This window comes from Pseudofrankia coriaricola (assembly GCF_032027725.1).
In the GTDB taxonomy this organism is placed as follows: domain Bacteria; phylum Actinomycetota; class Actinomycetes; order Frankiales; family Frankiaceae; genus Pseudofrankia.
The window spans coordinates 208,016-230,806 of the sequence record NZ_JASNFO010000003.1; the positions used below are offsets into that span (position 1 = coordinate 208,016).

14 protein-coding genes are annotated in these 22,791 nt (G+C 70.7%); 3 read left to right on the forward strand and 11 right to left on the reverse strand.

All coding sequences use genetic code 11. The features are described from left to right. Nucleotides 1-916 precede the first annotated feature (916 nt). On the reverse strand, nt 917-1,708 hold the full coding sequence (locus QOZ89_RS04695; RefSeq protein WP_312623052.1) for a TetR/AcrR family transcriptional regulator: 792 nt from the start codon (nt 1,706-1,708) through the stop codon (nt 917-919). 463 nt (nt 1,709-2,171) lie between these two features. Here QOZ89_RS04695 and QOZ89_RS04700 point away from each other — a divergent pair, with 463 nt between their 5' ends. Further along, nucleotides 2,172-4,427 (forward strand): MMPL family transporter, encoded by a 2,256-nt coding sequence (locus QOZ89_RS04700; protein ID WP_071049289.1) that lies wholly within the window; start codon nt 2,172-2,174, stop codon nt 4,425-4,427. Nucleotides 4,428-5,009: 582 nt separating this feature from the next. Here QOZ89_RS04700 and QOZ89_RS04705 read toward each other — a convergent pair. The 10 genes from QOZ89_RS04705 to QOZ89_RS04750 form a co-directional block, all read right to left on the reverse strand. Beyond that, nucleotides 5,010-6,446 (reverse strand): HNH endonuclease signature motif containing protein, encoded by a 1,437-nt coding sequence (locus QOZ89_RS04705; RefSeq protein ID WP_397428677.1) that lies wholly within the window; start codon nt 6,444-6,446, stop codon nt 5,010-5,012. Between the two features lie 980 nt (nt 6,447-7,426). Next, nucleotides 7,427-8,767: an aspartate aminotransferase family protein gene (locus QOZ89_RS04710; protein WP_071049291.1), complete on the reverse strand. Its 1,341-nt coding sequence runs from the start codon at nt 8,765-8,767 to the stop codon at nt 7,427-7,429. 385 nt (nt 8,768-9,152) lie between these two features. Beyond that, the gene (locus QOZ89_RS04715) at nt 9,153-10,307 is read right to left on the reverse strand and encodes an ABC transporter substrate-binding protein (RefSeq protein ID WP_312623060.1); all 1,155 of its coding nucleotides are present in this window, start codon (nt 10,305-10,307) and stop codon (nt 9,153-9,155) included. Nucleotides 10,308-10,602: 295 nt separating this feature from the next. Next, nucleotides 10,603-11,562, reverse strand: coding sequence for an ABC transporter permease (locus QOZ89_RS04720; RefSeq protein ID WP_241841776.1), 960 nt, complete (start codon nt 11,560-11,562; stop codon nt 10,603-10,605). Beyond that, entirely contained in the window at nt 11,559-12,572 is a 1,014-nt protein-coding gene (locus QOZ89_RS04725; RefSeq protein ID WP_083418742.1) for an ABC transporter ATP-binding protein, read from the reverse strand. Before QOZ89_RS04725 ends, QOZ89_RS04720 begins: the two co-directional genes overlap by 4 nt. Beyond that, nucleotides 12,569-13,594, reverse strand: coding sequence for an ABC transporter permease (locus tag QOZ89_RS04730; protein ID WP_071049293.1), 1,026 nt, complete (start codon nt 13,592-13,594; stop codon nt 12,569-12,571). Before QOZ89_RS04730 ends, QOZ89_RS04725 begins: the two co-directional genes overlap by 4 nt. Continuing rightward, nucleotides 13,591-14,679 (reverse strand): TIGR03842 family LLM class F420-dependent oxidoreductase, encoded by a 1,089-nt coding sequence (locus tag QOZ89_RS04735; RefSeq protein WP_071049294.1) that lies wholly within the window; start codon nt 14,677-14,679, stop codon nt 13,591-13,593. The genes QOZ89_RS04730 and QOZ89_RS04735 overlap by 4 nt, the downstream gene beginning before the upstream one ends. Before the next feature lie 342 nt (nt 14,680-15,021). Then, nucleotides 15,022-16,512, reverse strand: coding sequence for a CoA-acylating methylmalonate-semialdehyde dehydrogenase (locus QOZ89_RS04740; RefSeq protein WP_312623061.1), 1,491 nt, complete (start codon nt 16,510-16,512; stop codon nt 15,022-15,024). Nucleotides 16,513-16,662: 150 nt separating this feature from the next. Then, on the reverse strand, nt 16,663-18,075 hold the full coding sequence (gene hydA / locus QOZ89_RS04745; protein ID WP_071049296.1) for a dihydropyrimidinase: 1,413 nt from the start codon (nt 18,073-18,075) through the stop codon (nt 16,663-16,665). 394 nt (nt 18,076-18,469) lie between these two features. Continuing rightward, a complete protein-coding gene (locus QOZ89_RS04750; protein WP_071049297.1) occupies nt 18,470-19,309 on the reverse strand; it encodes a nitrilase-related carbon-nitrogen hydrolase in 840 nt (279 codons plus the stop codon). Nucleotides 19,310-19,564: 255 nt separating this feature from the next. On the opposite strand from QOZ89_RS04750, the gene QOZ89_RS04755 reads away from it, so the two are divergent. Further along, the gene (locus tag QOZ89_RS04755) at nt 19,565-20,911 is read left to right on the forward strand and encodes an aminotransferase-like domain-containing protein (protein WP_071049298.1); all 1,347 of its coding nucleotides are present in this window, start codon (nt 19,565-19,567) and stop codon (nt 20,909-20,911) included. Nucleotides 20,912-21,025: 114 nt separating this feature from the next. Continuing rightward, on the forward strand, nt 21,026-22,765 hold the full coding sequence (locus tag QOZ89_RS04760; protein ID WP_071049299.1) for an ATP-binding protein: 1,740 nt from the start codon (nt 21,026-21,028) through the stop codon (nt 22,763-22,765). Nucleotides 22,766-22,791: the final 26 nt, after the last annotated feature.

A 22,791-nucleotide genomic window follows, 5' to 3' on the forward strand; every position in this document is an offset into this window, starting at 1 on the left:
GACGACAGCGAACACGATGAACCAGCCCAGTGTGCCGGCCCGGGCCCGTCGAGTGGCAGGCTAGATGAACATGCGGAGGCGTCCCCATATCCTCCACATCCCAACTGCCCGGCAAGGCCCCGACAGCCATCAACTGAACTGAACGTGCCCAGTGCTACAGCGGCAAGGTTGTGCGTCCGCGTTGACGCTGGGCCCGCCAAGGGCAGCCCCATCATTTCACCGCCCCCCGGCGATCCCGTCCATGGTCAGATGGATGACATCACGCACCCAGCCCCGTCGGCGCGACCGATACTCGTCCACCGAAGGGTACGGAACGATTACCCAGAGCGCATCTTGCCGGCGCCCGGCCAACTATTCATTCGATTTACGTCTGTGAATCAGGTTGGAATGACACACCGGCGACATGCGGTAGACATGATGGGGACATCTGGCGGAACACGGCTGTGACGCCGTTGTGACACGCGTTGCCCACCGGTAGCGACATTGCCTGCCGTCCGGCCGGGCCGTCACGCTCGACCGATGGTCACCGAGCCACCTGCGCACACGATCGCGAAGGTGCTCGCGGGCACCTTCACTGTCAGCGCACAGAGACCCCTCGCGTCGTAGAGCGGGCACGACGCTATGTCACCGCCCAGACACGGAACCATCTCCCACACAGACACAACCCTACCGTCTCGGACAAACATGATCTAAAGGGGTGCCCGTGCGCGGTCAGTGTCGAACGGCCGTGATGTCTGGCGACGGGACCTGGTGATCTCGCACAAGATCCGCCAGGCACGGCGATGCCTAACAGGCCAGCGAAAACCGCCGCCGGCACGCGCGGCCCGGACGCGCCCGCCGCGCCCGCCGCGCCAGTCGCGCCAGTCGCGCCAGTCGCGCCAGTCGCGCCAGTCGCGCCAGTCGGAGCCTGCGGCACCTACCGCGTGCCGACGCCGGCGAGGCCGCCCTGGCTCGCGCCGGGCGCGGCCGGGCCGGGCGGGCCCGCCGGGCGCCCGCCGCCCAGCGCCGCCATCGCGGCGTCCACGATCACGGACCGTACGTCTTCCGCGATGATCGGATGCGGTGGCCAGCTCACCTGCGCCCCGAGCACGCTTTCGGCCTTGATCTTGGACTCAGCCTTGGTCTCGGCGTCGGCGTCGGTCTCGGTGTCGGTCTCGGTGTCGGGCACGGCCATGAGCGCCCCGGTGCCGCAGGTCACTCCCGCGCTGGCCGTCCCGCCGCCAGGGGCACGCGGCCGGCTGAAGGCGGCACCCAGGATGCCACTCTGCACCGCGCCGAGCGCGCAGCGCGCGCGCAGCAACGCGGTGGGCGTCGGGTCCGACCCGGCCAGGGCGCGGACAACCTCCTCCGAAAAGGAGAAGACGTCCTCTTCACCGATCTTGCGGTGAAGCACCGACGGGTCGTTGACGAACGCGCAAAGGATACTGCCCGGACCGGCGAGCAGGCCGGCCATCAGCTCGATGATCACCTTGGGCTCCGGCGGAGGAGCTCCCCTGACCAATTCCACGATTCGGGTGAGTTCGGTCACGAAGGGATCGAGCAGGGCATCGAGAATCGTCTCTTTTGACGGGAAGTGGTAGTACAGCGCGGCTTTGGTGAGCCCAAGGCGTTCGGCGATGTCCCGCACGGAGGTACCGGCGTAGCCATGCTCACCGAACAAGGAGACGGCGGCGTCGAGAATCCTGCCTCGGGTGTCGGTCCCCCGCACGCCAGTGGCCTCGGGGAGCCGGTCGGCGGGGACTGCTGGTGCGGCGCGGCCAGTCAGCGCGGGCCGGTGGGCGCGCCGGACCTGCTGGATCGGCTCCCTGACCTCCCCGATCGGCTCCGCCGATCGGGCAGGAACCCCGGATCCAGCAGGAACCCCGGACGGCGAAGCCTCACGCGCCCGGAGGCCTTCACCAGACACAGGTCCACCCTCCCGTATGGGAGTTGCCCCAGACGCGCGGGCACACGCGCCCCGGCGCCTCCCCGGTTGCTCGAAACCGTGATGTTAGCCTCCCGCTGACCTACCGAACGACCGGTAAGCTGTTCGGTAACCGACCGATCGGTAAGGCCTAGCCGAGCGGGCCCAACGACCGGCGAGCTCGCCCAGTACGCACACGGGCGATCACCCAGCGACATCCACAGCGATATCTGTCGACCCAGCGATACCTGTCGACCCGAGGAGAACCGTGACAGCGCTCGCCCGCTGGTGCTTCCAGCACCGCTGGATCGTCCTGATCGCCTGGCTCGTGGCCTTCGTCGGCCTCGGCGGTGCCGCGCGCGCCATCGGCGACGACTACAAGGACGCCTTCTCCCTGCCGGGCACCGACTCCCAGGCAGCGTATGACCTGCTGGCAAGCGATTTTCCCGCGGCTTCCGGCGAGAGCGCGTCGATCGTGCTGCACGCGCGGACGGGCTCGCTCACCGATGCCGCGCTGCGCACGCCCGCCGCGTCGATGCTCGACTCGCTGGCGAAACTGCCGCATGTCGCCAGCGTCGCCAGCCCCTACGACGCCAAGGGCGCGTCGCAGATCAGCGCCGACGGCCGGACGGCATTCGCGACCCTCACGGTCGATGGCCAGGCCTCGGATCTGACCGCCACGGACATCAAGAAGATCGTCGACACGGCGCGCGCCGCCGACAAGGGCTCGCTGCAGGTGGAGGCGACCGGCAACATCGTCTCGGCCGCCGAGCAGCCCGGGCAGAGCTACAGCGAGCTGATCGGCATCATCGCCGCGGCGATCATCCTGTTCTTCGCGTTCGGCTCGCTGCTGTCGATAACGCTGCCGCTGATCACCGCCCTGGTCGCTCTCGGCATCGCGACCAGCACTATCCCGCTCTTGTCGCACGTCTGGACCTTCTCGGAGGTCAGCCTGACGCTGACCACACTGATCGGGCTCGGGGTCGGCATCGACTACGCGTTGTTCATCGTCAACCGGCACCGGATCGCGCTGCGGGCGGGCAAGAGCCCGGAGGAGGCCGCGGTGAACGCGGTCAACACCTCGGGCCGCGCGGTGCTGTTCGCCGGAGTCACGGTGTGCATCGCTCTGCTCGGCATGTTTGCTCTCGGCGTCACCTTCCTTTACGGCGTGGCGGTCGCCGCCGCCCTCGGCGTGGCCCTCACCATGGCGACCTCGGTCACGTTGCTGCCCGCGCTGCTCGGCTTCTACGGGCAGAAGGTGCTCAGCCGCCGCGAACGGCGCCGGATCGCCCAGCACGGCCCGGAGCCGGAGCGGCCGAGCGGCTTCTGGTGGCGGTGGTCGAAGATCGTGGAGGCGAGGCCAAGGAGGCTCGCCGTCCTCGCCGCCGCGCTGATCGTCGTGATCGCACTGCCGTTCTTCTCGCTGCGCCTTGGCTCGTCCGACCAGGGCAACGGTGCGGACACAAAGACCTCCAAGCGCGGCTACGACCTGCTTGCCGAGGGCTTCGGTCCTGGTTTCAACGGCCCGTTCCTGATCGCGGCACGCACCGGCAGTGAGGCCGACAAGGCGACGGTCTCGCGGCTCGTCGACACCCTGGCTGACACTCCTGGCGTCGCGTCCGTCAGCGAGCCGGAGTACAGCCCGACAGGGACCGCGGCGACGGTCACCCTGTTCCCCACGACCAGCCCGCAAGCCGCCGAGACGTCGAAGCTTCTTGACCGGCTGCGCGACGATGTCGTACCCGCGGTCGTCGCCGGTTCAGGCACCCAGGTCTACATCGGTGGCTCGACGGCGACCGGCGACGACTTCTCCAGCGTCCTGCAGAGCAAGCTGCCGCTGTTCATAGGCATCGTCGTGATTCTCGCGTTCCTGCTGCTGGTGGCGGTGTTCCGAAGCCTGCTGATCCCGCTGACCGCGTCGGTGATGAACCTGTTCGCGGTCGGCGCCGCGTTCGGCGTGATCGTCTCGATCTTCCAGTGGGGCTGGTTCGGCAGCCTGATCGGGATCACCGGCGGCCCGGTCGAGGCGTTCATCCCGGTGATCCTGTTTGCCGTGTTGTTCGGCCTGTCCATGGACTACGAGGTGTTCCTGGTCAGCCGGATGCACGAGGAGTGGAGCGCGCGGCGCGACAACCGGCTCGCCGTCTCCCTCGGCCAGGCCGAGACCGGCCGGGTCATCTCCGCCGCCGGCGCGATCATGACCCTGGTGTTCGCATCCTTCGTCCTCGGCGACGAGCGTGTCCTGAAGCTCTTCGGCCTGGGCCTGGCGATGGCGGTCCTGATCGACGCGTTCGTGATCCGCACCGTGCTGGTTCCCGCCCTGATGCACATCTTCGGCAAGGCCAACTGGTGGCTCCCCCGCGCTCTCGACCGGCGGCTCCCCCGCCTGTCCGTCGAGCCGACCGCCGACGAGCTGGGGGAGATCGTGCCCGAAGCGGCCGCGGCCCGGTCCAACGGTTCCGCGATCCCCGGCCAGTCGACGGGCCCGAGAGCCTCCTTCGACAAGCCCGCCGGCCGGCGCTGACCCGCCGCCACCAGCAACGGCCGCTGTTATCCAGCAACGGCCGCTGTTATCTAGCAACGGCCACTGTTATCCAGTAACGGCCGCTGTTATCGCCCGCCCCAGGTATCGCTGGGGCGGGCGGTGACGTTTTCATCTACCGGGACATCTACCGGAGTCCCCATACGCGGCTCCCGGCAGCTCGTCGTCACCAAGGCCGAGCTGGGCCAGCCGTTCAAGCTGCCGGCCAGCGCGCCAACCACCCAGTTCGGACGGCGCTGGGGCCTCAACACTTCCCGCTTCCCGACACTTCCCGCTTCCCGACGACCACGCCTACCTCACTGTCGACGAGAGCATTGACCTTCCCGCCCTCCTCGCCGAATCTCGGCAGAGCTGACCAGTCAGGTATCCCGCCGTCAGGCATCCCGGGCCCTAACGTTGGGAGGTAACGCCCGCGAGAACGTTGGGAGGTAACGCCCGCGAGCCCGCTCCTCGGGTCCGCGGCGCGGTCACGGCCAGCTCACCAGCCCTCCTCGGCGCAGGCCACCCGCTCGGCCGGGAGGTGTCCGGCCGCCGGTGGATTCCCCTGATCGTCTGGAAGGGGCGTCAGAAGGGGCAAGGGCCATGGGCAGGAGTCCGGCGCCTCGGGATCATCGACTTGGAGCCGGGTTCGGCTCCGGCCGGGACGGTGGACCGGGTGTCGCGGTCCTGGTCCGGGAGGAGGCCCTCACCATCGTTGGTGTTGGTGTCGTTGCGATAGGCGCGGCCATCGACACTGGTCCAGACGAACACTCCGGGACGGGGCTGGCCGAGTCTCCATCCACCTTCGGTTTTGAGCCGGTGGTGGTGGCGGCAGGCGGCGCCGAGATTGTCGAAGGCGGTGGCGCCGCCGCGGGCCCAGGGGACGGTGTGGTCCAGGTCGGCATTCACCGCGGGGACCGCGCAGCCGGGAAACGTGCAGCGCTGGTCGCGATATCGGATGAGCCGGGCCAGATCCGGGGCCGGGACCCGGCGGCGCCCAAGGTCGAGGACGGTGCCGGTGGTCGGGTCGGTCAGCACGCGACGCCAGCGGGCATCGGCGGCCAGCGCCCGCCCGACGCCGGCCGGGATCGGCCCGTAGCCGACCAGCTCGGCAGGATTGTCGTCCAGCCCCGCCAGCGTGCCGATCGGGGCGATCACCTGGATCTCGGTCGTCACGTACTCACGCCGGTTGCCCAGCAGAAGCGCCGCGAGCACGTCGGCACGGACGGCCGCAATGGGCCGACCATCGCCGTCGGTACGCGCCTTCCTCGCGAGCCGGTCGATCCGGTCGCAGATCGCGCGGACATCCTCGGCCGCGAGCGTCGCCGATAGCCGCGCCATCCCGTCCTCCAACGGCTCGACCGTGACGTCCCGCTCCGCGTGCGCCTCCCGGCGCCGCCGGGCCGCCCCCGCCGGGTCGAGCCGCAGCGCGAGCCGGCGCGCCTTGCGCCGCCACAGCGTCGGCGAGCCCAGCTTCTTCCCGGCGAGCATCTGCGCCTCGGCGACGGCACGCTGCCCCTCGGTCAGGTGCTCGGTAACGTCGAACAGCGCGAGCAGCCGCCGCCAGTCCAGCTCCCCCGCCACCAGCGCGTCCACGGCGCCGGGCAGTTTCCCGGCCAGATCCCACGCCTGCGCGAGCCGGTTGGAGACGGTGCGGGGTGACTGGGCCAACTCCGGGGCGACCCGGTCCGCCAGGAACTCCGAGTAGGGGTCGCCCGGCTCATCGACGTCGTTCTCGGCCGGCCCCGGCGGATGCAGCTCCGCCAGCCGGACCTGCGCCCGCACCGTCAGCCCCGCGAGCCGCGCCGCGTGCCGCCCCATCAGCAGCACGACCAGCTCCAGGGCCTCTTCCTTCGAGCAGGTCTCCAGCTTCGCCAACGTCTCGTCATACACCGCGTCCACCACGGCCAACCGCGCCACCAGCCCCGAAACGACCTCGTGGGTCACCTGGTCGCCCCCGGCGTCCGCCCCTCGGCCGGCGGAGTCGGCATGGCCCGCGGCGCCGCCCGGACCACCAGGCACGGCCGGACCACCCCGCACGGTCGAACCACGGGACACGGCCGGGCCACCGGACACCGCTGGGCCACGGGACACGGCCGGGCCACCGGACACGGCCGAACCGCGGGACACCGCTGGGCCACCGGGCAGGACTGGTCCGTCGAGCACAGCCGCGCCAACGAATGCGTCCGAACCACCGAGCACGGCTGGGCCACCGGGCAGGGCCGGCCCGTCGGGCACAGCCCGATCGTCGAGCACAGCCGAATCACCGAGCGCGACCGGATCGTCGGTGGTCGGACGGACGGCGGTCGGACGGACGCCGGCCGGCCCCGCTCGACAGGCGGTGGTCACGCGATCAGCGCCGCGATGGGTCTGACGCCCGGTGGCGGCCATGTTTGTCATCCGGGCCGTGGTGTGGGCCTCCGGCCGTCTCAATGCGGCCGACGATGGCGCCGGTGCAGCCGGCGGCCGGGCAACGGAACGAGGCCGCGGCGCACCGGCCGCGCCGGGCAGCGTGGGCCGGGATGACGGGACAGGGCCATCCCGATCCGGGTCACCATTCATATCGAACACAAGTTCGACAATAAACGGGTTTGACGAATTCGTCAAACAGGGCCCGGAGCCGCACCCCGGCACCAGAAAAATACGAACGACAACAGCGAGAATTCCTCGAGAAAATTCGTTCAGAAAAAGATCGACCCCTAAATGACGTGGCGACCAATAACCGATCAGTACTCCCGGCGACTCTGTCGACCGACGGGAAGCACGCCCAACCCGTCCCGTCTCGTCGACATGCCTGTCTCGTCGACATGCCCTACCCCGCCCCACGCCTCCGCAAGGGCCTGATCGGGACGCGAAGCGGCGATCTCAGCCGTCCGCAAGTCAGGGCACGCGGAGTTCGCCGAGAGGCTGGAGATCGACCTGGCGCGACAGCGCGCCCCCGGCGCCCCCAGCGCCCGCCGCCCGCCGGCCGGCGGGGCCGGCGGGGCCGCGGCTGCCGTGGGTCAGGCGGTGACGTAGGTGTCGGCGACGGTGAGGGCCTCGTCGAGGATGGCCAGGCCTTCTCGGAGCTCCTCGGCCGTGATCGTGCACGGCGGGACGACGTGGACCCGGTTGAAATGCGTAAAGGGCCAGAGGCCGCGTTCCTTGCAGGCCGCCGCAATAGCGCCCATGGGGGCAGCGTCGGGGCCGGCGGCGTTGAACGGGACCAGCGGCTCGCGAGTCTCCCGGTCACGGACCAGCTCGATGGCCCAGAAGACGCCTAGGCCGCGGACCTCGCCGATGCTTGGGTGGTTCGCGGCGAGCTTCTCGAGCTCCGGGCCGATGATGTCCGTTCCGAGCGTCCGGGCGTGTTCGACGATGCCTTCCTCCTCGAAGGCCCGGATCGAGCCGACGGCGGCGGCGCAGGCCAGCGGGTGGCCGGAGTAGGTGAGGCCGCCGGGGTAGGACCGGGTCGCGAACGCGTCGGCGACCCGTGGGCCCATGATCACACCGCCCAGCGGGATGTAGCCCGAGTTGACGCCCTTGGCGAAGCAGATCAGGTCGGGGACGACGCCCCAGCGATCGACGGCGAACCATTCGCCGCAGCGGCCGAAGCCGGACATGACCTCGTCGACGACCAGCAGGATGCCGTGCCGGTCGCACAGCTCACGCACGCCGGCGAGGTAGCCGTCCGGCGGGACGAGGATGCCGTTCGTGCCGACGACCGTTTCCAGCAGCACCGCGGCGACCGTCGACGGGCCTTCCATCGCGATCACATCGGCGAGGTGCGCGAGGGCGCGTTCGCCTTCCTGCCCGGCGCTCGCGGCGTAGAACGGCGACCGGTACGGGTAGGGGCCGAAGAAGTGGACGACGCCGGGGATGCCGGGCTCGCTGGCCCAGCGGCGCGGCTCGCCGGTCAGGACGATCGAGCCGCCGGTGGCGCCGTGGTAGGAGCGGTAGGCCGTGAGGATCTTGTGCCGGCCGGTGACGAGGCGGGCCATGCGGACGGCGTTCTCGGTCGCCTCGGCGCCGCCGTTGGTGAAGAAGACCTTGTCGAGGTCGCCGGGGGCGTGCGAGGCGATTAGCCGGGCCGCCTCGGAACGGGCCTCGTTCGCGTGGAACGGGGCGATGGTGGTCAGCTTCTGGGCCTGCTCGACGATGGCCGCGATGACCTTGGAGTGCTGGTGGCCGATGTTGGCGTTGACCAGCTGGGAGGAGAAGTCCAGATAGCGCTTGCCGGACTCGTCCCAGAAGCAGCTGCCCTCGGCCCGGTTGACCACCAGTGGGGTTAGGGCCGCCTGCGCCGACCACGAATGAAAGACGTGCTTGCGGTCGTCCTCGTACGTCTTGCTGTTCGTCCCCATGGAACCCGCTGCCTCCTCGCCGCCAGGGCTTGCCACTCGCTACCGCGCTGCCTCAGTGCCTCGTCGCCTCGTCGCCTCAACGCCTCGCTGCCGCGCCGCCGTCCCCACCCGGCTCTACCCCTCAGGAAACCCCGAGGCCGTGCCTGGACGCGAGCAGACGCCGGGCCGGCTCGCCCGCGGCGCGGGGGGTGCGCGCCGCGGGGCGAGCCGGTTGATCGGTATCGGCCTGACCCGCCGGCCCCAGCTCTGGCCATGCCGATGTCCCGAACAGGACGTACTGATGTCCCGGAAAGGAATCGAAACGGCCCCGGCCGGCCGGCGACCGGCGGGGTCGGGCCTGTCTATGTGTGTCGGGTCAGGTGGGTGTCGGGTCAGTCACCCGATCTCAGACGCCGCCCGCCTCCAGGGTGACGGTCTCCGGCTTGAAGCCGCTGCCGGTGACGTCGACGCCCTGGCCCTTCAGATCCGCCAGCGCCTTGGTGACGTAGTCGTTCGTGTAGGCGAGGCCTTCGGGGTCGCCCTTCAGGACGGTGTCGCCGTCGGCGTTCTTGGTGCCCTTGGCGATGGTGACGGTCTGGTCCCACTTCGTCTTGTCGATCAGGCCGATACCGTCCGGTGATGGCCAGATCAGCTTGTTGATCTCATTCACCTGCCAGAACTGGTGGCTCTTGCCGAGCTTCGAGCCGGCGGCGACGACCAGGTCGCGGCAGTCCGTCGGGTTGTCGCGGCAGTAGATCCAGCCCTTGATCGACGCGGTGACGAACTTCGTCGCCGTGTCCTGGTAGGCCTTGTCGCCCTGCAGCTTGTCGGTGTTCGCCCAGATGGCGTCCTGCAGCATCGCGGTGCCGACGTCATTCCAGTTCATGGTGTTGAAGTCGCTCGGCTGGTAGAGCTTGCCGGTCGCCGGGTTCGTCGCCTCGAGCACCTGGGCGTACTCGTTGTAGCTCATCGCCTGGGCAGCGTCGATGTCGCCGGACAGCAGGCCCTTCATGTCGAACTGCTGCTGAACCAGCGTGATGTCCTTGGACGGGTCGACCCCGGCCTTGGTCATCGCGGCGAACAGCTCGTACTCGTTACCGAAGCCCCAGTCGCCGACCTTCTTGCCCTTCAGGTCGGCCGGGGTGGTGATGTTCTTGTCCTTGAAGCTGACCTGCAGCGTGCCGGACCGCTGGAAGATCTGCGCGATGTCGGTGATCGCCGCGCCCTGCTCACGCGACGCCAGCGCCTTCGGCACCCAGGCGATCGCGAAGTCGGCCTTGCCCTGCGCGAGCACCGTCTGCGGGACGATGTCGGTGCCGCCCTCAAGGATCGAGACGTCAAGGCCCGCGTCCTTGTAGTAGCCCTTCTCCTTCGCCGCGATGTAGCCGGCGAACTGCGCCTGGGTGAACCACTGCAGCTGCAGCTTCACCGGCGTGAGCCCAGCGGCCGAGCTCGCGCCGCCGCCGGGCGTCGTCGTCTCGTCGTCGCTGGAGCTACACGCCGCGAGCGCCAGCGTCACGGCAAGTGCCGCCGCCAGCCCTCCGGCCAACCGTCGTTTCATGTCCCCTCCACCTGCTCGGGCCGTCGCGGAACCGGGAACGACGCCCAGGCCCCTCTCGTCTGGTCGTCCGGACTCCGGAGTCCGTCGTATTCGTCAGCGGGCCGCACCGCCCGCGTCTCGCCTCGGATCCACCGGGCCACGCCGCCCGCCGACGAACCGGATGTCCACGGGCCACGCCGCCCGCCTGGCGGCCCGGTTCGCCGCTCACCTGCCGCCTACGTATTGGTTGACCTACCTACTGGCCGGCCCACGTATTGATTGACCTATGTACTGGCTGGTCTACGCTCTGGCTGGTCTACGTCCTGGCTGTCGACCCCGACCCCGACCCGCGCCGCCACGGGGTGGCGAGCCATTCGAGCAGGCCGGCGATGAGGTAGACGGCGATCCCGAGCACGCACGCGGCGAGGACGAACGCCCATGCCCTCGGGTACGCCGTGTTCGCCGCGGCCGAGGTGATCCGCGAGCCGAGCCCGTTCTGCCGCCCGCCGAAGTACTCGGCGACGACGGCCGCGATCACCGCCAGCGACGACGCCACCCGGAATCCGGTGAACAGGTACGGGATCGCGCCCGGCAGCTGCACCGTGCAGGCGAACCGCCACCGCCCGACGGCGAGCGAGCGCATCAGCTCCCGCTGCACGTCGGGCACCTGCCGCAGCCCGCGCACCGTGTTCACGTAGACCGGGAAGAACACCACGATCGCGACGACAAGTCGCCGCGGCACCGACGACGTCGTCGAGAACATCGAGTTGAACAGCGGGGCGAGCGCGATGATCGGGATCGCGTTCATCGCCGCCGCGATCGGCGCGAGCAGCCCGTCGACGATCTTCGAGCTGGCGGCGACGAGCGCGGCGAGCAGCCCGGTCACCAGGCCGACGACGAGCCCGACCAGGGCATTCGAACCGGTCGCCTTGGACGTGTCGACGATGACGCGGAAGCTGTGCCGGAACTGCGTCCAGATCTCCGACGGCGCGGGCAGCAGGTACGGCTTGATGTCGTAGGCCTGGACGTAGGCCTCCCACAGCGCGACGACGACGATCCCGAAGACGACCGGCGGGAGGACGACGGCCAGCCGCGCTCGCGCGCGGGCACCCCTGACACCTCCAGCACCGCTGACACCTCCAGCACCGCTGGCACCTCCAGCACCGCTGACACCGCCAGCACGCCTGGCACCTCCAGCGCCGCTGGCATCCGCGGCGTCGCTCGCATCCGCGACGCTTCTGGCATCCGCGGCCAACCGCGGGCCTGGGCCCGTCATGAGCCGCCTCCGGCGCGCAGCGCCTCGCGCACGGCGGTGACGGCCTGGAAGAACGCCGCCTGTTCGCGGACGTCCTCGGCCTCCGCGACGGCGTCCTCGACCGCCGGCGCGCCCCCGCTCTCCCCCGGCGCGGGGCCCCTGCCCGGCACGTCGATGTCGATGACCTGGGTGATCCGGCCCGGCCGGGGCGACATGACGGCGACCCGGTCGGAGAGGAACACCGCCTCGGGGATCGAGTGGGTGACCAGGATGACGGTCGTCGACGTCTCCAGCCGGATCCGGGCGAGCTCCGCCTGCATCCGCTCCCGGGTCATCTCGTCGAGAGCGCCGAACGGCTCGTCGAGCAGCAGCAGCGGCGGGCGCTCGGCGAGCGCCCGGGCGATCGCGACCCGCTGCTGCATGCCGCCGGAGAGCTGCGCCGGCCAGTGGCCGGCGAAGTCGGCGAGGCCGACGAGCTCGAGCAGCTCGCGGGCCCGCTCGCGGCGTTCCTTCTTCTTGACGCCGTGGACCTGCAGCGGCAGCTCGACGTTGCCGGCGACGGTGCGCCATTCGAGCAGCCCGGCCTGCTGGAACGCGATGCCGTAACGCTGGGACTGGCGGGCCGCCCGCGCCGGCTCGCCGAAGACGCGCACCTCGCCACCGGTCGGTTCGACGAGGTCGCCGACGAGGCGCAGCAGCGTCGACTTGCCGCAGCCGGACGGGCCGATCAGCGAGACGAACTCGCCCGGCGCGACGGTCAGGTCGATGCCGGTGAGCGCGACGGTCGCCCCGCCGCCGGAGGTGGAAAACACCTTGTCGACGCCGATGACCTCGACGGCCTGCGTCGGCCCGGCAGCGGCCGGCACGGCGGCGGGGACGGCGGCGGCAGTGGGGACAGCGGTGCCGGGCACGACGGGGTCCGGCGCGACGGGGTCCGGCACGGCGGCCGTCGGCTCGTCGTGGGGGGACGGCGCCGCGGGCGCGTCCGACGCGGCGCCGGCGGCCGGGGACTGAGGCGGCGTCGAGGTCATGTGCGCACCTTCTGGGTCTTCGAGGTCGAGATGCCCCGGCCCGCGCCTGGCCGCGCGGGATGAGCCCTGCGCGTGCCCAGCGCGAGCTCGGTGAGCGAGATCAGCCCGGCGACGAGCAGGCCGGTGACGGCGGCGCCGAGCACCGCGTCGTAGAGCTTCGTCGCGTCGCTGGTGGCGGACTGCGAGTAGGCGATGATCAGGCGGCCGACGCCGCCGCTGGTGCCGGTGGAGATCTCCGCGACGATCGCGCCGATCACGGCCGAGGCGGCGGCCAGCCGCAGCGCTGGCAGCAGGAACGGGACGGAGGCGGGCAGCCGCAGCCGCAGCAGCGTCTGCCACCAGGAGGCGGCGTAGCTGCGCATCAGCTCGACGGCGTTCGCGCCCGGCGACTGCAGGCCGCGCAGCATGCCGATCGCGACCGGGAAGAACGCGAGATAGGCCGCGATCAGCGAGACCGTCATCCAGTCCGCCCACTCGAGCGTGCCGACCTTCAACTTGCCGGCCCAGCCGGCGACAAGCGGCGCCAGGGCGATCAGCGGCACCGTCTGGCTGGCGATGATGTACGGCAACAGCCCGCGCTCGACGAGCTTGAGGCGCGCCATCAGGACAGCTAGCAGCACCCCGACGACGACGCCGACGACGAGGCCCACGAGCGCCACGCGCAGGGTGAACCAGATCCCCTTGAGCACGGCGACGCCGACCGTCTGGCTGTCGGCGGTGTTGACCTCCTTGTGCCCGAGCTGCGCGAGCACCGACCAGATGTGCGGCATCGACGTGTCGTCGTTGCGGGGCAGCACCGGCACCCCGAACAGGCGGCCGCCGTGCGGCGAGCCGACCAGCTTGTAGAGCTCCCACACCGCGCAGACGAGCACCACGGCGGCGACGGCCAGCCCCACGCGCCGCAGCCGCTCCCCCCGGCCGCCGGCGGCCGCGGGCCCCGGCGCGGGGGCGGCACCCGCGTCGCCGCCGCCGGCCGGGGCGGGCCGTTCGGACGCCGGCTGGTCGACGGTGGTCACGGTCACGGCGCCTCGCCCGGCGCGCCCACGGCCGGCGCGCTCTCGGCCGATTCCTTGGCGCGGACCGTCTGGGCGATCGCCGGGATCACCTGCTCGCCGTAAGCCTCCAGCGTCGTCATCTTGGCGTCGTGTTGCAGGTAGATCGCGAACTGGTCGACGCCGAGCGCCGCGAGCTCGGTCAGCCGGCGCACGTGCGCCTCGGCCGGGCCGAGCAGGCAGAAACGGTCGACGATCTCGTCCGGGACGAACGTGGTGTGGGTGTTCCCCGCCCGGCCATGCTCGTTGTAGTCGTAGTCGGTGCGGCCCTTGATGTAGTCGGTCAGCGCCGCGGGGACCGCGGAACCGCCGTCGGGAGACCCGGCCCCGTAGCGAGCGACCAGGTCCGCGACGTGGTTGCCGACCATGCCGCCGAACCAGCGGCACTGGTCGCGCTGGTGGGCCATCGACGCGTCGTCGCCCGGGCCGACGTAGGCGGGGGCGGCGACGCAGATCTTCACCGACGCCGGGTCGCGGCCCGCGGCGGCCGCCGCGGTGCGCACGGCGTCGATCGTCCAGGCGGTGATGTCCGGGTCGGCGAGCTGCAGGATGAAGCCGTCGCCGACCTCACCCGCGAGCGCCAGCGCCTTCGGTCCGTAGCCGGCGACCCAGATGTCGAGCCGGCTCTCGGTGCCCCAGGGGAAGCGCAGCCTGGTGCCGTTCACCTCGGCCTCGCGGCCGTTCGCGAGCTCGCGGACGACGCCGATGCAGTCGCGCAGGGTCGCGAGCGTGGTCGGCTTGCCGTTCAGGACGCGGACGGCGGAGTCACCGCGGCCGATGCCGCAGATCGTCCGGTTGCCGTACATCTCGTTCAGGGTCGCGAACAGCGAGGCTGTGACCGTCCAGTCCCTGGTCGCCGGGTTCGTGACCATCGGGCCGACAACCACCTTGCGGGTGGCGGCCAGGATCTGGCTGTAGATGACGAACGGCTCCTCCCAGAGCAGGTGGGAGTCGAACGTCCACACATGTGAGAAGCCGAGCGTCTCCGCCTGGCGGGCCAGCTCCACCACCCGGGAGGCCGGCGGGTTCGTCTGCAGCACAACGCCGATTTCCATGATTCCTTACTCCCCTCCCGTGGTACATGCTGTTGCGCTGTCCGTAGTACGTGCCGTTGCGCTGTTGCTTGCGTTTCCAGCGTTCGTGGTGACGGCCTGGCCTAACCGTCCGGCCCTGTCCGTGGTCTGCCTGCCGGCCCAGGGGCAGGCGCCACGTTCTTGCGCTGTTGCTTACGTTTCAGGCGTTCGTGGTGCGGCCTGGTTCGTCGGGCCCGGCCTGGCTGGGCGTCTGCCTGGCGGCCAGGGCGGGCGCCCCCAGGTTCGGGGTGGGCGCTCCTGGGGGCGGGCTCCTGGCCGGGCTGTGCACGACGGCCCGGCCAGGGCGACCGACCTACTCTCGCGTCATCTTGTGCGCGGGAAGCCGAGGTCCACCGAGCTGGTCGCCGGGTCCGGCCAGCGGGTCGTGACGACCTTGGTCTTCGTGTAGAAGCGGATCCCGTCCGGGCCGTACATGTGCAGGTCGCCGAACAGCGACGCCTTCCAGCCACCGAAGCTGTAGTAGGCGACCGGCACCGGGATCGGCACGTTGACGCCGACCATGCCGGCCTGGACGTCGAACGTGAACCGGCGGGCGGCGCCGCCATCCCGGGTGAAGATCGCCACGCCGTTGCCGTACGGGTTGTCCTCGACGAGCTTCACCGCCTCGGTGTAGGTCTCGCAGCGGACGACCGCGAGCACCGGGCCGAAGATCTCGTCGGTGTAGACCTTGCTGGTCGGCGACACGTTGTCGACCAGGCTCGGGGCCAGGAAGAAGCCCGGGCCGGAGTAGACCGGGTCCTCGCGGCCGTCGACGACCAGGGTGGCGCCGTCGGACTCGGCCGTGTCCAGGTAGCCGGCGATCTTGTCGCGGGCCTCCCGGGTGATGACCGGGCCCATCTCGCTGTCCGGGTCGGCGCCCGGGCCGACCTTGATCTTGCGAACCCGCTCGGCGATCGCCTCGACCAGCGGGTCGGCCGCGTCGCCGACCGCGGCGACGACGGCGACCGCCATGCAGCGCTCACCGGCCGAGCCATAGCCCGCGGAGACCGCCGCGTCCGCCGCCGCGGCGATGTCCGCATCCGGCAGCACGATCATGTGGTTCTTCGCGCCGCCGAGCGCCTGCACCCGCTTGCCGGCCGCGGTGCCGGTCTCGTAGACGTAGCGCGCGATCGGCGTCGAGCCGACGAAGCTCAGGGCCTCGACGTCCGGGTGGGTGAGCAGCGTGTCGACGGCGAGCTTGTCGCCCTGCAGCACGGTGAACACGCCCTCGGGCACGCCCGCCTGTGCCAGCAGGTCGGCCAGCAGCAGCGACGCCGAGGGGTCGCGCTCGCTGGGCTTGAGGATGAACGCGTTGCCGCAGACCAGGGCGTTGGACAGCATCCACAGCGGGACCATCGCCGGGAAGTTGAACGGCGTGATGCCCGCGACGACACCCAGCGGCTGGCGGATCTCGTGGACGTCGACGCCGGTCGACACCTGCTCGGAGAAGCCGCCGCGCAGCAGGCTCGGCGCGCCGCAGGCGAACTCGACGTTCTCCAGGCCGCGGGCGAGCTCGCCGAGGGCGTCGTCGACGGTCTTGCCGTGCTCCGCGGTGATGAGCTTCGCGAGCTCCGTCCGGTTCGTGTACAGCAGCTCGCGGAAGCGGAACATCACCTCCGCACGCCGGCCAAGACCGGTCCGCCGCCAGGCGGGGAACGCCGCCCTGGCGCTCGCGACCGCCGCGTTGATCTCGTCCAGGCTGGCCAGGGCCACCTGCGCGGCCTGCTCGCCGGTCGCCGGGTTCCACACCGGCCCGAACCGGCCCGAGGTGCCCGCCACCGCCTTGCCATCGATCCAGTGCCCGATTTCCCGCATCGCGTCCCTCTCCGGTCCATCCGTCCGCCGCGCCCGTCCTGTCGGCGGTCATCCCACCGTACGAACTGAGCGCTTACTCAGCACTCTTCGTACCCGCTTCGGGGCCGGCGTGCAGTGGTTATGTCGCGCGCCACCCGGCGACGGGATGAGTCAACGCAGGTACTGGGTCAGGCCGCGGCGCAGGTACTGGCCGTGGCCGGCGCGGCCGTGGAAGGCACCGCCGGCGACGACCGCGGTCCCCCGGGAGAACACCGTGTCGACCTTGCCGGCGATCTCGAAACCCTCCCAGGCCGAATGGTCCAGGTTCATGTGGTGGGTGGCCGCGCTGATCGTGGTCGTCGCGTTCGGGTCGTAGATGACGATGTCCGCGTCCGACCCCGGGGCGATCACGCCCTTCTTCGGGTAGAGGCCGAACATCCGGGCCGGCGTCGTCGAGCAGGTCTCCACCCAGCGCTCCAGCGACAGCCTGCCGGTGGCGACGCCCTGGTAGACGAGGTCCATCCGGTGCTCCACGGTGCCGATCCCGTTCGGGATCTTCGTGAAGTCGCCGCGGCCGAGCTCCTTCTGGTCCTTGAAGCAGAAGGGGCAGTGGTCGGTGGAGACGACCGCGAGGTCGTCGGTCCGCAGCCCGCGCCACAGGTCGTCGCGGTGCGGCTCGTCCCGCGGGCGCAGCGGCGGGGAGGCGACCCACTTGGCTCCCTCGAAGCCGGGAGCGCCGAGCTGGTCCTCCAGGGTCAGGTAGAGGTACTGCGGGCAGGTCTCCGCGAACACGTTGCGCCCTGCGCCGCGGGCCGCCGACACGTGCGCCAGCGCCTCGGACGCCGACATGTGCACGAAGTAGAGCGGGGTGTTGCCGGCCACCTGCGCGAGCACGGTCGCCCGGTGGGTGGCCTCGCCCTCCAGCGCGGACGGCCGGGTGATGCCGTGGAACACCGGGTCCGTGTCGCCACGGGCGACCGCCTGGGCGGCGAGCACGTCGATCGCGATGCCGTTCTCGGCGTGCATCATGATCAGCGCGCCGTTGTCGGACGCCTTCTGCATGGCCCGCAGGATCTGGCCGTCGTCGCTGTAGAAGACACCGGGATAGGCCATGAACAGCTTGAAGCTGGTGATCCCCTCGTGCTCGACGAGGTAGTCCATCGCCTTGAGCGCCTCGTCGTCGACCCCACCCATGATCATGTGGAAGCCGTAGTCAATCGCGCAGTTGCCGTCCGCCAGCGCGTGCCAGGCGGCGAGCCCGTCCTGCACGACCTCCCCGGTGCGCTGCACGGCGAAGTCGATGATCGTGGTCGTGCCGCCCCAGGCGGCGGCCCTCGTCCCCGACTCGAAGTCGTCCGAGGCGAACGTGCCGCCGAACGGCAGCTTCATGTGGGTGTGGACGTCCACTCCGCCCGGGACGACGTACTTCCCGGTGGCGTCGACGACCTTGTCGGCGACGACTCCGCCGGTGGACGCGACGCCGGGCGCGTACAGCGCGGCGATCGTCTCCCCGTCGACCAGGACGTCCGTGGGTACCGCGCCGAGCGGGCCGACAACGGTCCCGCCGGTGATCAGCGTCTTCATCGAGGCTCCTTGTTTCTGGTTCGCTCCGTCCGGGCGGCGCGCTCCGGCCCCTTGCTCGCCTGGCGGCTCGCAAGGGACCTCCGCGCGCCGTCCTCCTCCGCTCACGGGCGCTCCGGCGACCTCCGCTGCGGCCCAACCCCGTCGCTTCGCTCGGGGCCGGGCCTCCGCGGAGGCGCGCCTCCGCGCCCAGCACGGTCACCTGCCGCTGTAACGGCGCTAAACCGGGTCCGGGCCGGCTTGGCTCGGCTCACATGCGCCTCCCTGTCGGTGGGCCTCCGCGGAGGCGCGCCTCCGCGCCCAGCACGGTCGCCCACCGCTGGAGCGTCACCAAGCCGGGGTCCGGGCTGGCTTGGTGACATCGCTTCGCTCGGGGACGGGGAACGGGAACCGCCCTCTAGGGCGCGGTGAGGTCGCCGTACTGGTCCGGGCGGCGGTCGCGGTAGAACGCCCACCGGTTGCGCACCTCGGTCAGCAGGTCCAGGTCGAGGTCGCGGACCATCAGCTCCGGCTCGTTCGGGTCGCCCGTCCCGTCGACGAACTTGCCCTCCGGGTCGACGAAGTAGGACGTGCCGTAGAAGTCGTCGTCACCGAGGTCCTCGACGCCGACCCGATTGATCGCGCCGATGAAGTACTCGTTGGCGACGGCGGCGGCCGGCTGCTCCAGCTTCCACAGGTAGTTCGACAGGCCGCGCGAGGTCGCCGACGGGTTGAACACCAGCTCGGCGCCGTTCAGCCCGAGCGCCCGCCAGCCCTCCGGGAAGTGCCGGTCGTAGCAGATGTAGACGCCGACCCGGCCGACCGCGGTGTCGAACACCGGGTAGCCCAGGTTCCCCGGCCGGAAGTAGAACTTCTCCCAGAAGCCCTTCACGTGCGGGATGTGCGTCTTGCGGTACTTGCCGAGGTACTTCCCGTCGGCGTCGAGGACCGCGGCGGTGTTGTAGAGGACGCCGGGCTGCTCCTGCTCGTAGACCGGCAGCACCAGCACCATGCCGAGCTCGGCGGCCAGTGCCTGGAAGCGCTCGACGGTCGGGCCGGGCACCGACTCCGCGTACGCGTAGTACTCCGGGTCCTGCACCTGGCAGAAGTACGGGCCGTAGAACAGCTCCTGGAAGCACATGACCTTGGCGCCCTGCTCGGCCGCCGACCGGGCGTACTCCTCGTGCGCCTTGATCATGGATTCCTTGTCGCCCGTCCATTTCGCCTGGACGAGCGCCGCGCGGATAACCCTGCCCATCGCCTTCGCTCTCCCTCCCGCACCGCGCCGCGCCGCCCGTCGGGCGGACGGTCGTCCCGGCGCCGCCGCGGCGGGCGGCGCGGCCCTCGTCCGACAGGACCACCGAACCCGCCGCCGCGCCAGTCCACCGGCCGGCGGGCGTTTGTGGTGCTCGCAGACTACTGTCACACTCTTGCCCGGACAATTCTCAGTTTGTTTCTTCTTGTTACAGGCTCTGTTACGAGCAGGGGTCTACTACCAGCAGGGGGCGGCGGCATGATCGACGTGATCACCTCGGCGATCGACGACCGCTCCGCGCGCGGCATAGCGGGCACCGTCAGTCGCCTGGTCATGTCGGGTGCTCTGCCGGCCGGCACCCGGCTGCCCACCGTCCGCGAGCTCGCCACCGAGCTCGGCATCAGCCCCACCACGGTGAGCCAGGCCTGGCGCACCCTGGCCCGCGCCGGCGTGATCTCGCCACGCGGCCGCGCCGGGACGTTCGTGCTGGCCGGTCCCCCCGCGAGCGCGGACCCGCGCCGCTACCGCCGGATCACGCGCAGCCCCGGCCGGCTCCCGCACGACTACTCCACTGGTACCCCGGACGTCGCACTGCTGCCCGATCTCGCGCCGGTGCTCGCCAGGGTGGCCCGCGGCGGCAACCTGACCGCCAGCTACCTGGACGACCCGGTGCTGCCCGCGCTGGAGAAGGCGCTGCGCGTCCGCTGGCCGTTCCCGCCCGCCGCGCTGACCGTCGTCGACGGGGCGCTCGACGCTCTGGACAGGGTGACCGGCGTCCTGGTCGGCTTCGGCAGCCGGGTACTGGTCGAGAACCCGTGTTTCCCCCCGCTGCTGGACCTGTTCGAGGCCGTCGGTGCCGAGGTGGTCGCGCTGCCGCTCGACGACGAGGGCATCCGGCCGGACGCGCTGCGCGCGGCACTGTCCGCCGTCACCCCGGCCGGCGCCGAGCCGGTGGCGCTCTACCTGCAGCCGCGCGCGCACAACCCGGCCGGCGTGAGCATGACGCCCCGGCGCGCCAAGGCGCTGGCGGCACTGCTCGCGGGGCGCGGGGTGACGGTCATCGAGGACGACCACGTCGGCGACGTGGCCGCCGCGGCGCCGCTCAGCCTCGGGACGTACCTGCCCGAGGCGACCGTGCACATCCGCAGCTTCTCCAAGAGCCACGGCCCCGACCTGCGGCTGGCGGCCGTCGGCGGGGTCGAGTCGGTGGTGAACGGGCTGGTCAGCCGCCGGATGCTCGGGCCCGGCTGGTCGAGCCGCCTACTGCAGGCCGTGCTCGCCGAGCTCCTCGACGACGACGACACCGAGCGGACGCTCGCCCGAGCCCGCGAGGTCTACGCGGGCAGGCGCGAGCGGATGACGGCCGCGCTGGCGGCCCGTGGCGTGCGCGCCCAGGCGGGCGACGGCATCAACCTGTGGATGGAGGTCGCCGACGAGCAGGTCGCGCTCGTGTCACTGGCCGCCCGCGGCATCGGCGCCGCTCCCGGCACCCCCTTCGAAGCCGCTCCCCTTGGCACGGCCCACCTGCGCGTCACCGTCGGCCTCATCCCCGACGACGACATCGACGCCGTGGCCGCTCTCCTGGCCGAGGCCGCCCACGGCTGACGCCGCGGCCGCCCACCATCATGCTCGCGTCATGCTACTGAGGAGCCTGATGCGCCCACGAGTAGCATGATGGAATCCTGATACCCCGGGCGAAGATCCTGACGAGGTACACCGATGGATCGCGAGACTGTCAGCCACGTGCTCGCCGAGCTTGTCCGGCTCGGCCGCGACAACCATCGCGTCGAGGTGAAGAAGGCCCGTGGCGGCATGCCGCGGACGCTCCACGAGACGATCAGCGCCTTCGCCAACGCCGATGGCGGCATGATCATTCTTGGTGTAGACGAGAAGGCCTCGTTCGACGTGGTGGGCCTCCTCTTCCCCGACGAGACGAGAGACCAGTTCGTCGCGCTGTGCCGGTCCATGGAACCTTCCATTGCCGCGACCGTCGACATCGTCGACATGGACGGACGGAAGGTACTGGCTGCCCACATCCCGGCGATTCCTCGGGAGCAACGGCCCTGTCACCTGGCCAGGACCGCGCCGTGGGACAGCTCCTTCATTCGGATGTCCGACGGCGACCGCAGACTATCCGCCTACGAGGTCCAGCTCCTGCTGGAGAACAGGAAGCCGACGAGGCATGACGCGGCCGCGGTACCGGAGGCGTCCGAGACCGATCTCGACCAGCGGCGCCTGGGCGCCTTCCTGACTCGGGTCCGCGAACAGCGGGCCGTGTTCACGGGTCGCTCTGACGACGAGATCCTGCGTCTGCTCAACGTGCTGCGCGACACCGCCGACGGCACACGACCGACGCTGGCCGGCCTGCTGGCGTTCGGCAGCTACCCACAGCAGCACCTCCCTCAGCTAAACGTGACGATCACGGTCTTCCCGACGACCGAGCCGACGGTACCCGGCCCGCGTGGCGAACGTTTTCTGGACAACCGCTCGTTCGACGGCTCAGTCCCGGTCATGGTGCAGGATTCCATTACGTTGCTGAAACGTCACATGAAGCAACGCAGCACGATCGCCGGAATTTTCCGGATAAACGAGTGGGAGTACCCCGAGGAAGTCCTCCGCGAGGTTCTCGTCAACGCTCTCGTCCACCGGGACTACTCGCCGTCATCGCAGGGTGCGCAGGTGCAGATCGAGCTGTACCCCGATCGGCTGCTGGTCCGCAATCCCGGCGGGCTGTTTGGCCCGCTGAACGTCGCCGAGCTCGGTCTCGGCACCATACCGGCCTCGTCCCGCAACGCGGTGCTACTCAAGATCCTGGAAGACACACCACTCGCGCCAGGGCACACCGTGTGCGAGAACCGCGGTACCGGAATCGCCCAGGTGCGCGCTGCACTGACCAACGCGGGCATGGAACCCCCCCGTTTCGAGGACAACGTCGCGACTTTCGCGGTGACGATCCCGAACCACGCTCTCCTGGACGAGTCCACCGCGGCCTGGCTGTCCACGCTCAATGTGAGCGGCCTTGCCAGGGGGCAGCTCACCGCGCTGGCACTTGCCCGGCGCGGGACGAGGCTGACCAATGTCAGCTACCGCCAAGCCACCGGGATCGCCGACAGCCGGACCGCGACCGCGCACCTGCGCGAACTGCGTGATCGCGACCTGCTGGTCCAGGAAGGCGACCGCGGGCAGGCCACGTACCGGCTCGCCTCAGCGTCGGTTCAGCGCACGCAGGTCAGGCCGCAGCCGTCAACGCACCAGGAGACCGTTCTCGCCAGCCTGACGGCCCAACCCGTCAGTCGACACGAGATCGTCTCCCGAACGGGCCTGACCGACGTCCAGGTTCGCAACGCGCTTGGCCGCCTTCGAAGAGCTGGGCTCGCCCAACTCGTGGGTCCGAGCCGGTCCAAGAACGCCCTTTGGCGACGGCACGATCAGCCAACACAGGACAAGCGGCCGGTATAGCTGCCGGACGCGATGAAGGATGGGGC

Excerpts from the sequence above, each read along its gene's own strand:
- QOZ89_RS04710 (WP_071049291.1), bottom strand. The coding sequence starts at position 8,767 with ATGGGGACGAACAGCAAGACGTACGAGGACGACCGCAAGCACGTCTTT.
- QOZ89_RS04715 (WP_312623060.1), bottom strand. The coding sequence starts at position 10,307 with ATGAAACGACGGTTGGCCGGAGGGCTGGCGGCGGCACTTGCCGTGACG.
- QOZ89_RS04720 (WP_241841776.1), bottom strand. The coding sequence starts at position 11,562 with ATGACGGGCCCAGGCCCGCGGTTGGCCGCGGATGCCAGAAGCGTCGCG.
- QOZ89_RS04725 (WP_083418742.1), bottom strand. The coding sequence starts at position 12,572 with ATGACCTCGACGCCGCCTCAGTCCCCGGCCGCCGGCGCCGCGTCGGAC.
- QOZ89_RS04735 (WP_071049294.1), bottom strand. The coding sequence starts at position 14,679 with ATGGAAATCGGCGTTGTGCTGCAGACGAACCCGCCGGCCTCCCGGGTG.
- QOZ89_RS04740 (WP_312623061.1), bottom strand. The coding sequence starts at position 16,512 with ATGCGGGAAATCGGGCACTGGATCGATGGCAAGGCGGTGGCGGGCACC.
- hydA (WP_071049296.1), bottom strand. The coding sequence starts at position 18,075 with ATGAAGACGCTGATCACCGGCGGGACCGTTGTCGGCCCGCTCGGCGCG.
- QOZ89_RS04750 (WP_071049297.1), bottom strand. The coding sequence starts at position 19,309 with ATGGGCAGGGTTATCCGCGCGGCGCTCGTCCAGGCGAAATGGACGGGC.
- QOZ89_RS04755 (WP_071049298.1), top strand. The coding sequence starts at position 19,565 with ATGATCGACGTGATCACCTCGGCGATCGACGACCGCTCCGCGCGCGGC.
- QOZ89_RS04760 (WP_071049299.1), top strand. The coding sequence starts at position 21,026 with ATGGATCGCGAGACTGTCAGCCACGTGCTCGCCGAGCTTGTCCGGCTC.